Below are 15050 nucleotides of genomic sequence, written 5' to 3'. Positions count from 1 at the left end.
ATATCTGCCATAGATCTTCCATAGATGTCCCAATGCTTATATAGTTGGGACATCTATGGGACATCTATGGTCATCTATGGGAGATCTTTGGAACATCCCCCTGTTTGGCAGGGTATGTAGCCCCAGCTGCCGGGTTGTTGTGTAGCCAGGTATTAAAAATTTGGGGTCTAGGGTACTAATTGTAATGCTGTTTGAGGATATGGAAGACGTAAAATGGTATAATTGTGTTCTATTTATCTTAAAAATTAACCTGTCTATAGCTGATCATTAATAAATCCTGATGGGGTTTTAACGAGTTTTTTGGGTTTTTACCAAAATCTTGATCATAAGCAATTCATACATAGGTAATTATCTACTTTTATTTAACACATTGATAATTAATATTTAACAAAGCTCATTATAGGGAATTATTGATTTGGGATAATAACCATCCTTCTATCCTCAAAAAAAACCGTCTATAAAGCTGTTCTATTTTGTTCACAATCCCTTAACTTGCTCACTCCTTATCCAAACTCTGCGATAACCTGGACTATTTTATTACTAAACACTTAAATGTACACATGAGAAGAATTGTAACTCTGCTTACAGTGCTGATGCTATTTAGTGCATTGGCTTTTGGACAAACCCGACCTGTTACGGGGAAAGTAACAGATGCTCAAGGAAAAGCTGTTCCTTTTGCTTCTGTAACAGTTAAAGGAACAAATGCAGGTGTAGCTGCTGACGAAAATGGAAACTTTACAATTGACGCGGCTCCTAACTCCACACTTGTATTTAGTGCTGCCGGTTTTGAAACATCCGAAGTAAAAATTGGAAATCAAACAGCCATTACGGCTACTATCACCAACCAGTCTAATATGAGTGAGGTGGTGGTAACAGCGTTGGGCGTAAGAAGGTCTAAAAATACGCTTCCTTATGCAGCGCAGCAAGTTTCCGGCGATGATGTTAGCAAGATTCGCGGAAGTAATGTTGGTTCTGCACTTTCCGGTAAAGTATCCGGATTACAGATCATCCAGGGAAATAGTATTGGTGGTTCCACCAACGTTGTTATCCGTGGTGTGAAATCTTTAACTGGTAATAACCAGGCTTTGTTCGTTGTTGATGGAGTTCCCGTTGACAACAGCAATACCAACTCAGCCAACCAGAGAACAGGTAGGGGTGGTTATGACTACGGTAATGCTGCCGCAGATATCAACCCTGATGACGTTGAGTCGATCAACGTACTGAAAGGTGCCGCTGCGAGTGCATTGTACGGTTCAAGAGCTGCCAATGGTGTGATCATGATCACTACCAAGAAAGCTAAAAGAGGTTTGGGAATTACTGTTAACTCAGGAGTTATTGTTGGTAAAATTGATAAATCAACTTTCCCCAAATACCAGAAAAGTTATGGCGCCGGATATTCCGATTCTTACCAGAAAGATGGATTTCTTTATTTTGACGTAGATGGTGATGGCGTTAAGGATTATGTGGTTCCAACGTCTGAAGATGCTTCATACGGTGTGAAGTATGATCCAAATCTAATGGTATATCATTGGGATGCTTTTGATCCCGCTTCCCCATATTACCATAAGAAAAAACCATGGGTTGCAGCTGTAAATGATCCTTCAACTTTCTACGAAACATCTATAGCTAATAATAACAGTATATTATTGGATGGTGCATCTGAAAAGGGAAGCATTAAACTTGGCTTTACAAGAAATAATGAGAAGGGTGTATTACCTAACAGCCGCGTTACCAAGAATATTGTCAATTTCGGATCCAGCTATAATATCACGGATAAGTTAACTGTAAGTGCTCTTGCCAATTATTCCAAAGTAGATGGAAAGGGCAGGTATGGAACTGGTTATAGTGGTAGAAACGTAAACCAGAATTTCCGCCAGTGGTATCAAACAAATGTTGATGTACAGGAGCAAAAAGAAGCCTATTTCAGGAATTATAAAAATATTACCTGGAACTGGAAAGATCCATCAACAGCTTCCGGAACAATTCCAATTTATACAGATAACTACTATTGGACTGTATACCAGAATTATGAGCAGGATACCAGGTCAAGGATCTTCGGTGATGTAGCTTTAGATTATAAGGCAACTGATTGGTTGAGCTTTTTAGGTAGAATTTCTTTAGATAATTATACTGAATTGCAGGAAGAACGTATTGCTGTGGGTAGCCAGGCTGTGCCTTTTTATTCCCGCTTTGACAGAACTTTCAATTCGACCAATTATGATTTAATGGCCAATGTTGATAAGCAACTTAATAAGGATTTTAATTTAAAGGCGTTGTTAGGTACCAACCTGGCAAGGACTAGTATTAAATCAATTTTTCAATCTACTTCAGGTGGTTTGATCGTTCCGGGGTTGTATTCCATTGCCAATTCAAAAGGTTCTATTCCTAACGCAGTAGAAACATACCAGCCAAAAGCTGTTGATGGTTATTTTGCGGGGTTGACACTTGGTTTCCAGGATTTCCTGACTTTAGATGGAACTCTTCGCAGAGACCGTTCATCTACACTGCCTGTTAATAATAATGCCTATAATTATTATGCTATTTCAGGTAGCTGGTTATTCTCTCACCATTTGACAAATGTTCCCTGGTTATCTACCGGCAAAATTCGTTTGAACTACGCCACAGTGGGTAATGATGCTCCTTGGGGAAGTATCAAAGATGTGTACGACCAGCCAAATGCATTTGGTTCTACAACTTTATTCTCCCTGCCAGGCACAAAGAATGAAAGCGAGTTAAAGCCTGAGCTTACCACCAGTAAAGAAGCTGGTTTGGAAATGGGCTTCTTTCATAACCGTTTAGGTTTTGACGCCAGTTACTATATTACAAATACAGTAAACCAGATCATTCCTGTTGCTACCTCAACAGCAACCGGGTTCTCTAATAAGTTTGTGAATGCAGGCAATATTGAGAACAGGGGTATTGAATTGTCTTTATATGGTACGCCTGTAAAGACACAAGATTTCTCCTGGAATGTAAATGTAAACTTTACACGTAACAGGAACAAAGTATTGGAGTTGTATAATGATAGCAAAAACCTTTTGCTTGGATCCTTCCAGGGAGGTGTGAGCATCAATGCTACTTTAGGTCAACCTTATGGTACTATCCAGGGTAAAACATGGAAAATGATCGATCCTAAAGACCCTACAAAAACTATCGCATGGGATGGTACTGGTCCTAAGTTGATAGGTTCTAATGGTTATTATGCTGTAACTACAACTACTAACAATGTGATCGGTAATGTAAATCCAGATTGGATTGGTGGTATCTCTAACAGCTTTAGGTATAAAAATCTTGCTTTAGGCTTTTTAATTGATGTTCGCCAGGGTGGCCAGGTATGGTCATTAGATCAGTATTATGGTGTAAACTTTACAGGTGTACTGGAAGAGTCTGCCGGGTTAAATGATCTAGGCAAACCTGTAAGAAATTCTTTAGCCGATGGTGGAGGTGTTATTCTTGAAGGCGTAACTGCAGACGGCAAGCCTAATACAAAGCGTGTTGTAATTGATGCAAACTCACCTGCGGTTCCTGCAGCAGCCTTTGCATTTGATGCCAGTTATGTTAAACTGAGAGAAGCAACTCTTTCTTATGCACTGCCACAAAGTATTTTCAATAGTGTAAGAGCTATTAAAGGAGTTGAATTATCTCTTATTGGAAGAAATTTATGGATCATCCATAAAAATTTACCATACTCTGATCCCGAAGAAAATCTTTCTTCAGGAAATATTCAGGGAATGCAAAGTGGAGCTTATCCAACAACAAGGTCTTTGGGCTTAAATCTTAAAGTGAAATTCTAAAAAAATATGAAAAAATTAATCTATATACTTGCTCCCACATTATTATTTACAGCTTGTACAAAGGATATATCGCGGTTTAATGAGGAAACAAAGAAACCCGCGAATGTTCCGGCTGCAACTTTATTTTCCAATGGAGTGAGAAATCTATCCGATGCATTGGCATCCGGTAGTGTAAATACAAATGTATTCCGCTTTACTGTGAAACATTGGGCCATGGCTGTTTACCAGGATGAGGCTCAATATGATTTTTCCACAAGAAATATTCCGCAGGCATGGTGGACAACCATGTATCGTGATGTACTTGCTGACTTAAATGAATCGGCAAGATTGGTAACTGCAGATGCACAATTAGAGGCTGGAGAAAAAGCCAATAAACTGGCTATTATTGACCTGATGGAGGTTTATACCTATAATATTCTGGTGAATACATTTGGTGATGTGCCTTATACAGATGCACTAAATCCAAATAATTTATTTCCAAAATATGATGATGCAAAGACTATCTATACTGATCTGTTGAAAAGGTTAAATGATGACATTGCCAAGTTAAATACTGGTAAGGCAGCATTTACATCTTCAGAGGATTTAGTTTATAAAGGTAATGTGGGTAAATGGAGCAAGTTTGCCAATTCATTGAAAATGCAAATGGGGATGATCATCGCTGATGTTGATCCCGCTACTGCGAAAACTACAGTTGAAGCTGCTGATGCAGGTGCTATGTCTTCTTCAGCAGATGATGCTAAGGTTACTTACCTGGCATCTACACCTAATACTAATCCTTTATATGCGGATATCGTTTTGGGAGGTCGTGGTGATTATGTGGCAGCAGAAGATTTAATGAACAAACTAGTAGCATTAAATGACCCTCGTAAATCACTTTATTTCGGCGTGAACAATGCAGGAGAGTACAAGGGTGGTATTGTAGGAAAGGTGAATACCTATTCTGACATGTCTAAACCAAGTGATAAGGTTTCTGCCGCTACAGCACCTTTAGTGTTATTGGATTATGTTGAAACTGAATTTTACAGGGCTGAAGCAATAGAGCGTGGATTTAACGTACCTGGTACTGCTGAACAGCATTACAACAATGCCATTACTGCATCCATCATTGCATGGGGTGGAACAGCTGCTGATGCCGCCGCTTATCTTGCTCAACCGCAGGTTGCCTATTCTACAGCAACAGGAACCTGGAAGGAAAAGATTGGCACGCAAAAATGGATTGCCTTATATAATCGTCCCTTTGCTGGATGGCTGGAACTAAGGAGACTGGATTACCCTGTATTGAGTTTGCCTGTTGCGGCTAAATCTGGATTCCCTAACAGGTTTCCATATCCAAACAATGAACAACAGTTAAACGGAGCAAATTATACTGCTGCTGCCGCCAAAATTGGTGGTGATAAAGTAGAGACTAAATTGTGGTGGGATAAGTATTAACACTTACCAGCATATTTAAAAAGGCTGCCTTAGGGCAGCCTTTTTTCGTTTATGTATATAAATTTCCTTTCATCATCGAAATTTTTCTTAAAACATATTTAACCTTTTATTAAAAATCACTTAAATTGGCGCAGCATTTTTAATGGATGGGCTGTCTGTTTAATTACTCAGCCGTATCTATAGCTGGACTGGTTTATTTTTTTGCTTTTATCTATTAACTTAAAACGTTCACATGAGAAAAATTGTATCGCTGCTTGCGATGCTGATGCTCTTTAGTGCATTTGCATTCGCACAAAACAGGACTGTTTCTGGCAAGGTCGTTGACGAAAAAGGAGTTCCCATTCCTTTTGCCACTGTTACTGAAAAGGGAACAAAAAACGGTACTTCCGCAGATGCTAATGGTAATTTTAGCCTGGAAGTAAGAAATGCAAACGCCCTGGTTATCTCCTCTACAGGGTTTGAATCAAAAGAAATAAGCATCCAGGGAAGAAATTCAGTTAACGTTCAGCTTTCTTCAGCTGCTAATGTTATTGACGAGGTGATCGTTACTGCGGGTGGTGTGCGTACGAAAAGAAAAGAAATTGGTACGGCAACTTCTGTAGTAAAGGCGGAAACTTTAACGGCTGGTAAAGCTGTAAACGTTGCAGGTGGACTGCAGGGTAAAGTAGCCGGCTTACAGATCAATGGTACTGGTGGTGGTGTAAACCCCAACTTCCGCGTGATCTTAAGAGGTCAGCGTTCATTGACCGGTAATAACCAGGCCTTATTGGTATTAGATAACGTGATCGTTCCTAATGAAGTATTAGGTAACCTCAATCCTGATGATGTGGAAGAAGTATCTGTACTGAATGGTGCCGGTGCTGCTGCCTTGTATGGTTCACAGGCTTCCAACGGCGCCTTGATTATTACCACCAAAAAGGGTAAAAGAGGTGTGAATAGCATTGGCTTGTCTCAAACCACTACAGTGGAATCCGTTGCTTTCTACCCTAAGATCCAAAAGACATTTGGTTCCGGTGGTACCAGCTATGGTTATGATGATAATGGCAATCCTAACTTCTTCTCTTACCTCGAAAACCAGGCTTATGGTCCTGCTTTTGATGGTGTGAAAAGACCTTTAGGCCCACCATTGGAAGATGGTACGCAGGACTCTGCTTTATACCAGTATAATGATGGTCATTTGAAGTTTTGGGAAAAAGGTATCACCAATCAATCTGATATCAATTTCCAATCCGGAGATGATAACTCAACTTTTTACATGTCTGGCCAGTACGTAGACACCAAGGGTACAACACCTGGTGATAAATACAACCGCGCCAACCTTCGTTTGAACGGAACCAGGAAAGTGGGTCAGAAAGTAAATATTACTTATACAGCCGGATATACGCAAAACAGGTATGATATCACCACTCAAACTGGTGCCATGTATGCTAACATGCTGAACATGCCTTCCAACGTGGATATTACCCGTTATAAGAACTGGAGAACAGATCCATTTGCCAATCCAATTGGATATTACAATCCCTGGTATCAAAACCCTTATTTTTCTGCTGATAACTGGAGGTCCAAACAGCGGAATGATTATTTGATCGGGAACCTGGAACTCAGGTTTACACCTATCCAGGGATTAGATATCGTTGGCCGCCAGGGTATCACCACGCGTAACCTTTCTAATAAAAATACAGTTGGTGAATTCAAATACACTGACTATTCCAAAAATACAGATGCGAGCTCCAAGGCTGATATAGCTGGTTCGGTATCTGATGGTAGTGCATACAGAACACAAATGCTTACCGACCTTTTCGCACAGGTTAGCAAGAAAATCAGTGATTTTAAAGTTGACCTGATCGCTGGTGGACAATGGACTCAGAATACTGCTAAAAATGTGAATGTTAGTGCAAGCGGTCTTGTTGTTCCAGATCTTTTCAATGTAGGTAATGGAGTAGGAACACCAGGTGCGACAGAAAGCAATTTCCAGGCACGCCAGATCGGTGCTTATGCAGACCTTCGTATTGGTTATAAAGGATTTGCATTCCTTCATGGTACTGGTCGTAATGACTGGGTTTCCATTTTGTCAGAAAAGAACCGTTCATTCTTCTACCCATCAGTTGACGCTGCCTTGATTGTAAGTGATGCTGTTGCGGCTTTAAAAGAAAGCAATACTATCAGCTTTTTAAAATTAAGAGCTGGCTGGTCTAAAGTAGGACAGGTGAACCTGGGTGGTACTTTTGGTGCTTACCAGTTATTACCAACATTCAGCAGTACAGCCAGCGGTTTCCCTTACGGAAGCTTACCCGGATATACTGTTGACAATACCCTTGTATCTAATGACCTCAGACCTGAGATCACCAAAGGATATGAAGCTGGTTTTGACCTGAATTTGTTCAAAGACCGTTTCACATCCAACGTTACATATTTCAGCACTAAAACTGATGACCAGACAGTAACTACACGTATTTCAAGCACCACCGGTTTCTCTTCTTTGAGAACTAATACTGGTCAAACACAAAGCAGTGGATTAGAAGTTGCTGCTCATGTTACACCTTTAAGAAACAGGGACTGGAATATCACCATTGGTGGTAACTACTCTTACCTGGACAACAAGGTGAATAGCATCAGTGCTGATCTGCCACGTTTAGCATTGGCTACTTATGGTACAGACGGACCTGGCTCTTATGCTGTTGCCGGACAGGTATTTCCTGTAATTATGGGTTTTGATTACAAACGTGATCCTCAAGGCCATGTTATTGTAGATGCCATTTCAGGTCTGCCTACAAAGTCTGATACCATTTCTATTTTAGGTAATGCAACTCCCAAGCAAAGACTTGGTATAGATGGATTGGTAAAATATAAAAACCTGTCTTTATCCTTCCTGTTTGATTACCGCGGTTCTTACCAGGTTTATAACTCAATGGGACCAGAACTTGATTGGTCAGGACAAGGATATAGAACTGCAGTTTACAACCGCCAGCGATTTGTATTCCCTAATTCAGTTATCTGGGATGGTTCTAAATATGTTACCAATACAGATGTCACTATAAAAAATGGTGGTGGTAACTCTGGTTTCTGGACAGATGGCATCAATCGTGATATCACTTCCAACTATGTTACTTCAGGTGATTTCTGGAAGTTAAGAGAGCTTTCTTTAGCTTATGATTTCCCAACATCGGTATTAAGTAAAACCAAGGTGATAAAAGGCGCAAGGATCAGTGTACAGGGACGTAACCTGTTCATGTGGATGGCAAAAGACAACTACTATACAGATCCTGAATACAGTGATGCAGGTAATGATAGTAATGGTATTGGTTTGACTGGTATTGGCCAGACACCTCCTTCCCGTTATTATGGTGCTACCATAAGATTGACCTTTTAATGCACTGATAAACGATTATTTAAAAAGAACAATTATGGTTCCCGTAGTAACTGGTAAAGTTGGGAGACCCTAAGTTGAAAAATAAATTATTATGAAAAAAACACTTGTTTATCTTTTTATGGGAGTCATGGTATTGGGGACTTCCTGTAAAAAATATCTTGATATTAATAAGAATCCAAACCAGGCTACGTCTGCAACGCCGCCATTGATCCTGCCACAGGCAATGACTGCAACAGCGATCAACCTGAATGGATATAATTCTTATGGTGCACAGTTGGTAGGCTATATGGCTAATGCCGGTGGTTATGGAGGTTTTGGTACTTCTATCACCTATAACTTTTCTTCCAATGATTTTTCAGCCAGGTGGTCTAACACCTATGATAACCTGGAAGATTACCAGGCAATTTTAAACCAGACAAAGGGTGATTCAAAATGGAGCTATTTTGATGCTGTAGCCAGGATCATGAAAGCACATAGTTATCAATTATTGGTAGATACTTACAATGATGTTCCATATACAGAAGCATTAAAAGGAGCAGACAATTTGAACCCTGCTTATACAGATGCAAAAGTGATCTATAAAGACCTGGCAGATGAACTGGATAAAGCCATTGCTACGATCAACACTGGAATGAATACACCTGGTGTCACTCCTTTAGGTCGTTCAGATGTAATGTTTGCGGGAGATCCTGTTAAATGGAAGAAATTTGCCAATACCCTGAAACTGAGGATCATTCTTCATGGCAACGGTAAGGTTACTTTTACCAATACAACTTTCACAGATGATGGATTTCTTGATGACGATGCTTTGATCAATCCTGGTTTTGCAAAGGATAATGGTCGTCAAAATCCTAAATGGAATACCTGGGCATTTGATTACACTGGTTCTGATGGCAATAAGGCCTGGATGCCTAACACTTTTATCATGTCTTTTTATAACAAAACCAAGCTTGATGATGCAGGAAGAGGTGCAGCTATTTATTACAAATTTGCAACAGGCACTCCGACAAACAGGCTTGGTGTAGAAAGTAACAACATTGCATCCAGCCCATCAGGTAGCTTTTGGTATCCTGATGCTAACAGGGATGGAAAGACCGCCGGAAATACAACAGGTGTATTAAAAGGACCAGAAGCTGGCATGCCAGTTATCACCGCTGCAGAAAGCTATTTCCTGCAAGCTGAAGCTGTAGTCAGAGGTATAAATATTCCTGGTGTTGCAAAGACCTTATTTGAAAAAGGAATAACTGCTTCTTTCCATTACCTTTTTGAGTTGCCAAATGGTAACCTTGCTGGGGACCCAGTTGCAGCAGCAGCTGACTACATGACAAAAAACAATACAAGTTACCTGGTCAATTTTGATTTAGCTTCCTCAACTGACCAGAAGATCGAAGCTATTATCACTCAAAAATATATTGCCCTGAATATGGTGAATAGCGAAGAAGCCTGGAATGAATACAGGAGAACACATTATCCTACTATCTTAAACAGTGTGGCTGCAACTGCAACTCAAACCTTTGCATCTTCTGTTTCAGAATCAACAGCGCCAGACAGGTTGCCTACAAGGATATTGTATCCAACTTCTGAGGGTTCTTATAATACCAAGAACGTTCCAAAAGGAATAACTCCATTCACTTCGAAAATTTTCTGGGCTTTATAATTTTTAAATAGAATTCATTATGAGACAATCAAAAATATTTTTCTTCTTATTGGCGACTGCCGTAAGTGTAACTTCTTGTTTGAAAAAAGACAGGATGAACATTGACCAGGACCTGGGTCCAAGAAATGTAATAGAATTTGATAACACCGGGGGTAACTCGGCTAAGGTAACTTCCAAATTTCCAGGATTTTATTCCGATCTGGGCGTTCTTGGCACGGGTGAGTCGAAGACCTTCGATATCAAAGTAAGCTATTCAGGAGCTGATGTTGCCCCAGAGGATATAACGGTAAAGCTGGAAATAGACCAGTCTGTATTAGCTAAGTACAATGAGGATAATAAAACAACTTATGCCGTACCTGCATCAGATATCATTTCTTTTCCTTCAACACTAGTTATTAAAAAAGGAGAAAGAATGGCTATAGGTCAGGCTAAAGTGACAATTACCAATACCTATGATTATAATGCTGCTTACGGTTTACCATTAAAAATAGCTTCTGCCAGCAGTGGCTTGATCAGTGGTAATTTTGGAAAAGCAGTATATTCTTTTGGTGTACGTAATAAGTACGATGGTATTTATGATGTATTATCAGGCGCTGTAACAAGGTATAGTGCACCAGGTGCACCTTTAGGAGATGCGTTGAGTGGCGACATTAGTACTAACCCTGATGTGACATTAACAACCGTTGGTGCTACTACCGTGGAAATTTCAAACCTGAAATGGCATGGAGGTGGTGGTATGGCTGGTATTGACAACCTACGTGCAACAGTTGATCCTGCAACCAACTTAGTAACTATGTTCGCTTTAGGTAATGCAAGCCTTAAGAATTGGCCTGGGCATGAAAATACATATGATCCTGCAACGAAAACATTTCACCTTGCATTCATATGGAATCCAACAAGTAATGTTAGAACATACGAAGTAGTAATAAAGTATAAAGGAGCAAGATAATTTGCCATAAATACTTTTTTTAGTAGTAGAAAAGCCCCTGAATTTACAGGGGCTTTTCAATTCAGGAAAAGAAACATATTTTGTATAACAATTTTAATTAACTGACATTTTTATGAAAAAAACTTTTCTATTTACTGTATCCGCTTTATGTTCTTTATTGATGAAGGCGCAATCTGTAGATGACAGTATTCCATTAAAAACTATGCTTTTTGAGAAATTTATTGGTGGCTCGGTTTTGATGAAATCCGGGGAAGTTGAATCTGCACCTCTAAATTATAATACAGATAATCAAACCGTAGTATTTATTAAAAACAAGCAATACCTTGTTTTAACAGGATTAGAATCTATTGATACGGTTTACATGCAAAACAAAAAATTTATACCTGTCAACAAATCCATCTTTTCAGTAGTAACAGAATCGGCACCTATAACATTGCTGGCTTCATATTCCAATACAATTCATCCACTTGTATCTACAGCAGACCATAACGGAAGTTCCAAGCAGAGTGCCAGCCAGGTAAGTAATACAGTCACAGATGTATATGCCACCAAATTATATAAGGACAATTATTCAGTTGAAATAAAAAAACATTATTGGTTTAAGAAAAATGGCCAGTTGTATAAGGTGACACCTAAGAAACAATTCATCAATTCATTTCCATCCAGGACAGGCAAACAAATAGATAAGTTTATAGACGATAATAAAATCAATTTCACTTACGAGCCTGACCTGGTTAAATTGGTTGAATTTTGCAATAAGGAGCTGAACTATTAATGCAGTGCAAATTGTAAATATTCATGCTCAAAAATCATTTATATACTGTACAAATTAATAATGGAAGGCTTTAGAGTTTTTTCTTATGACTTTTGATTTTAGATTTGTTTAAATATTACAGATAATGCAAGATCAGTCTCAAAACCAGATCAATATAGAGATCTCTGAAGAAGTGGCCGAAGGCTCCTATGCCAACCTGGCGATCATTACCCATTCTCATGCTGAGTTTGTCATTGATTTTGTCAATGTGATGCCCGGTACCCCTAAAAGCAAGGTAAAATCAAGGATCATATTTACACCTCAACACGCCAAGCGCTTTATGAAAGCCCTGATAGAAAATGTGAACAGGTACGAAGCTGCCAATGGCAATATCAAAGACCTGGAAGAAGTACAGGTGCCTATGATGTTTGGCGGACCAACGGCGCAGGCCTGAGTCGGGAGTCGGGAGTCGGGAGTCGGGAGTCGGGAGTTGGGAGTCGGGAGTCGGGAGTTGGGAGTCGGGAGTCGGGAGTCGGGAGTCGGGAGTCGGGAGTCGGGAGTCGGGAAATTTTGGACCAATTAAATTACAGAAACTTCTCGGGGTTATTGATCATGTACCATATGAGCTTGCCTGCTTCATTATTGAGTGAAGTAAGATGGGTAAATTGTTCTGTTGTTATGTATTGACAATCATTTGCAAAACTCAGCCAAACTTCAGTCTCAGCATTTTCGGTTTGGGAATCATTCAATTTTGAAAGGAAGTAATCCTTATATTTTCTGCGCAAGTATGCTTCCGCTAAATTGGTACACACAGATCTGGATGATCTTCTTACCTGGTCTGTTAATGAATACTTTTCCTCGGGTGGGAATTTTTTGGAGATTTTAAAAATCAACATGGCTAACTGGTATGACTTACTATATGCCAATAGATCTTTGTAATTGCCCATTTGTGTAGTTTATTTTTTCTAAAAAGTCCCGCTATTTTTAGCTGTTTCTGGCTCCTGACTTCAGACTCCTGACTCCAGACTTATTAAAGCAGTCCTTCATCCGCAAAACTATAATACCCGTCATCGCTGACGATGAGGTGGTCGAGGATCTTAATATCGAAATATTTGGCGGCTTCTTTTATTTTAAAGGTCAGATCTTCGTCAGCGCGGCTGGGTTTGAGACTTCCGGAAGGGTGGTTGTGACATAGAACTAAACTTACGGCGTCTTCCTCCAGGGCTTTTTTCAGAATAATTCGCGGATCGGCTACGGTTCCGGTAATGCCACCTTCACTGATGATCTGGAAATGGTTGATCTTATTGGAGCGGTTTAGAAAGAGTACAGCGAAAACCTCGTGCTTGTAGTCCCTTAAAATGGTCTGCAGGTATCCTGCTACATCTGCGCTGCTGGTTATCACCGGCTTTTCACGGGAGGCCAGCGCCTGGCGACGGCGACCCAATTCCATAGCCGCTGCAATACTGATGGCCTTAGCTTCACCAATACCCTTGATCTTCATTAACTCTTTCACACTCAACTTTCCCAGCTCATTTAGATTATCCTTTCCCAGCCGCAACACTTCCTGCGCAAGTTCTACGGCTGTTTTTTGCTTATTACCATTATTGATCAATATGGCGATCAATTCTGAATTACTTAATACGGAAGGCCCTTTTACAAGTAGTTTTTCGCGGGGTCTATCGTCAATTGCCCATTGCTTAATTGAGTATTTCTGCTCTTGCATGCGCCAAGATTAGAAAATAATTTTATGATTGTCAATATCCTTAAAGAAAACCTAAAATCCTTCCTATGAGACGTAATTCTACTTCAGCAATTGGTGCTTTTCACCCGATCTTATTCTTTATGCTTGTGTATGGAATTTCACTGTTCCTGGCCATTTTTGTATGCCGTACCGTTTACTATAGCCTGAATGATATGCCGGCTAAGGAAACATCGGTTCAACAGGCCAAATACACTACTACAGCTAATGCTACTGCCTTGAGATAGGCGTGGACACTGCCAGGAAGGGTTCTACATATTTGCACTTATCCTATTGGGCTGGAATAAATTGGGGAAACTCTTTTTAGCTGTTTTCTTTGAGCTTCCTATCTTCGCCGCACATTTTCAGCCATGAATTCTTCAGCTAAAATTTTTGCCGGCACCGGCTCTCAATCTCTTGCAGAAGCCATATGTAAAAGCTATGGTTGCCAATTAGGCAAGATCAATATCCAGAAGTTCAGTGATGGGGAGATCCAACCTATTTTCCTGGAAAGCATCCGGGGAGATTATGTTTTTTTGGTTCAAAGTACCCATGCGCCAGCCGAAAACATCATGGAGCTGCTATTGATGATAGACGCTGCAAGAAGGGCTTCGGCGGGTAAAATCATCGTGGTAATGCCGTATTATGGTTATGCCAGGCAGGACCGTAAGGATCGTCCCAGGGTAGCCATAGGAGCTAAGCTGGTAGCCAATATGCTGGTAGCCGCTGGCGCTGACAGGATCGTTACCATGGACCTGCATGCCCCACAGATCCAGGGGTACTTCGATATACCGGTGGATCACCTGGATTCTTCAGCCGTTTTTATACCTTATATAACACAACTCAAACTCGAAAACCTTACCTTTGCGGCCCCCGATGTGGGAGCAACAAACCGGATAAGGGAAATTGCTTCTTATTTCGAGGCTGAAATGGTGATCTGCGATAAGCACCGTAAACGTGCCAATGAGATCGCCAGCATGGTAGTGATAGGAGATGTGACGGAGCGGGATATTGTCATAATTGACGATATCTGCGACACAGGAGGCACACTGGCGAAAAGTGCAGCTCTTTTAAAGGAAAAAGGCGCGAGAAGTGTAAGAGCATTGATCACGCACCCGGTATTAAGCGGCAAGGCCTATGAAAATATCGAAAACAGCGCGCTGGAAGAGCTGGTTGTTTGCGATACTATCCCATTGAAAAGGGAAACCGCCAAGATCAAAGCAATTACCGTGGCCGAGTTATTCGCTGTGGCCATTCGTAATGCCTTTGAGAATAAGAGCATCAATAACCTGTTCTTCCATTCTCAGAGAAGAGATAAGTAACGTAAGACCTTTTTCGTTCAAAACAGTTAAAA

11 protein-coding genes are annotated in these 15050 nt (G+C 40.4%); 9 read left to right on the top strand and 2 right to left on the bottom strand.

The window, feature by feature from the left end; translation table 11 throughout:
* Positions 1 to 560: 560 nt before the first annotated feature.
* The 7 genes from BP74_RS07435 (at position 561) to BP74_RS07405 (ending at position 12412) form a co-directional block, all read left to right on the top strand.
* Entirely contained in the window at positions 561 to 3794 is a 3234-nt protein-coding gene (locus BP74_RS07435) for a SusC/RagA family TonB-linked outer membrane protein (RefSeq protein ID WP_496372629.1), read from the top strand.
* A 6-nt stretch (positions 3795 to 3800) separates the two neighbouring features.
* Positions 3801 to 5228: a SusD/RagB family nutrient-binding outer membrane lipoprotein gene (locus BP74_RS07430; protein WP_496372627.1), complete on the top strand. Its 1428-nt coding sequence runs from the start codon at positions 3801 to 3803 to the stop codon at positions 5226 to 5228.
* 232 nt (positions 5229 to 5460) lie between these two features.
* On the top strand, positions 5461 to 8598 hold the full coding sequence (locus BP74_RS07425; RefSeq protein ID WP_496372625.1) for a SusC/RagA family TonB-linked outer membrane protein: 3138 nt from the start codon (positions 5461 to 5463) through the stop codon (positions 8596 to 8598).
* 91 nt (positions 8599 to 8689) lie between these two features.
* Positions 8690 to 10255, top strand: coding sequence for a SusD/RagB family nutrient-binding outer membrane lipoprotein (locus tag BP74_RS07420; protein WP_496372623.1), 1566 nt, complete (start codon positions 8690 to 8692; stop codon positions 10253 to 10255).
* A 19-nt stretch (positions 10256 to 10274) separates the two neighbouring features.
* A complete protein-coding gene (locus BP74_RS07415) occupies positions 10275 to 11204 on the top strand; it encodes a DUF1735 domain-containing protein (RefSeq protein WP_496372621.1) in 930 nt (309 codons plus the stop codon).
* Positions 11205 to 11316: 112 nt separating this feature from the next.
* Entirely contained in the window at positions 11317 to 11979 is a 663-nt protein-coding gene (locus BP74_RS07410; protein WP_496372619.1) for a hypothetical protein, read from the top strand.
* Positions 11980 to 12103: 124 nt separating this feature from the next.
* Complete coding sequence (locus BP74_RS07405; RefSeq protein ID WP_496372617.1) at positions 12104 to 12412, top strand: DUF3467 domain-containing protein; 309 nt, start codon at positions 12104 to 12106, stop codon at positions 12410 to 12412.
* A 130-nt stretch (positions 12413 to 12542) separates the two neighbouring features.
* On the opposite strand, the gene BP74_RS07400 is transcribed toward BP74_RS07405, so the two are convergent.
* Positions 12543 to 12905 carry a four helix bundle protein gene (locus tag BP74_RS07400; protein ID WP_496372615.1) on the bottom strand — a complete coding sequence of 121 codons (363 nt, stop codon included), beginning with the start codon at positions 12903 to 12905 and terminating at the stop codon, positions 12543 to 12545.
* An 83-nt stretch (positions 12906 to 12988) separates the two neighbouring features.
* On the bottom strand, positions 12989 to 13681 hold the full coding sequence (gene radC, locus BP74_RS07395) for a RadC family protein (protein WP_496372613.1): 693 nt from the start codon (positions 13679 to 13681) through the stop codon (positions 12989 to 12991).
* Positions 13682 to 13746: 65 nt separating this feature from the next.
* On the opposite strand from radC, the gene BP74_RS07390 reads away from it, so the two are divergent.
* A complete protein-coding gene (locus BP74_RS07390) occupies positions 13747 to 13944 on the top strand; it encodes a hypothetical protein (RefSeq protein WP_496372611.1) in 198 nt (65 codons plus the stop codon).
* Positions 13945 to 14067: 123 nt separating this feature from the next.
* On the top strand, positions 14068 to 15018 hold the full coding sequence (locus BP74_RS07385; protein WP_496372609.1) for a ribose-phosphate pyrophosphokinase: 951 nt from the start codon (positions 14068 to 14070) through the stop codon (positions 15016 to 15018).
* Positions 15019 to 15050 lie beyond the last annotated feature (32 nt).

Source organism: Flavisolibacter ginsengiterrae DSM 18136, from assembly GCF_059568575.1.
Note: the sequence above shows the minus strand (reverse complement) of the source record. Positions and strands in the feature narration are given on the sequence as shown.

Excerpts from the sequence above, each read along its gene's own strand:
- radC (WP_496372613.1), bottom strand. The coding sequence starts at position 13,681 with ATGCAAGAGCAGAAATACTCAATTAAGCAATGGGCAATTGACGATAGA.
- BP74_RS07435 (WP_496372629.1), top strand. The coding sequence starts at position 561 with ATGAGAAGAATTGTAACTCTGCTTACAGTGCTGATGCTATTTAGTGCA.
- BP74_RS07390 (WP_496372611.1), top strand. The coding sequence starts at position 13,747 with ATGAGACGTAATTCTACTTCAGCAATTGGTGCTTTTCACCCGATCTTA.
- BP74_RS07430 (WP_496372627.1), top strand. The coding sequence starts at position 3,801 with ATGAAAAAATTAATCTATATACTTGCTCCCACATTATTATTTACAGCT.
- BP74_RS07420 (WP_496372623.1), top strand. The coding sequence starts at position 8,690 with ATGAAAAAAACACTTGTTTATCTTTTTATGGGAGTCATGGTATTGGGG.
- BP74_RS07415 (WP_496372621.1), top strand. The coding sequence starts at position 10,275 with ATGAGACAATCAAAAATATTTTTCTTCTTATTGGCGACTGCCGTAAGT.
- BP74_RS07405 (WP_496372617.1), top strand. The coding sequence starts at position 12,104 with ATGCAAGATCAGTCTCAAAACCAGATCAATATAGAGATCTCTGAAGAA.
- BP74_RS07425 (WP_496372625.1), top strand. The coding sequence starts at position 5,461 with ATGAGAAAAATTGTATCGCTGCTTGCGATGCTGATGCTCTTTAGTGCA.
- BP74_RS07410 (WP_496372619.1), top strand. The coding sequence starts at position 11,317 with ATGAAAAAAACTTTTCTATTTACTGTATCCGCTTTATGTTCTTTATTG.
- BP74_RS07385 (WP_496372609.1), top strand. The coding sequence starts at position 14,068 with ATGAATTCTTCAGCTAAAATTTTTGCCGGCACCGGCTCTCAATCTCTT.
- BP74_RS07400 (WP_496372615.1), bottom strand. The coding sequence starts at position 12,905 with ATGGGCAATTACAAAGATCTATTGGCATATAGTAAGTCATACCAGTTA.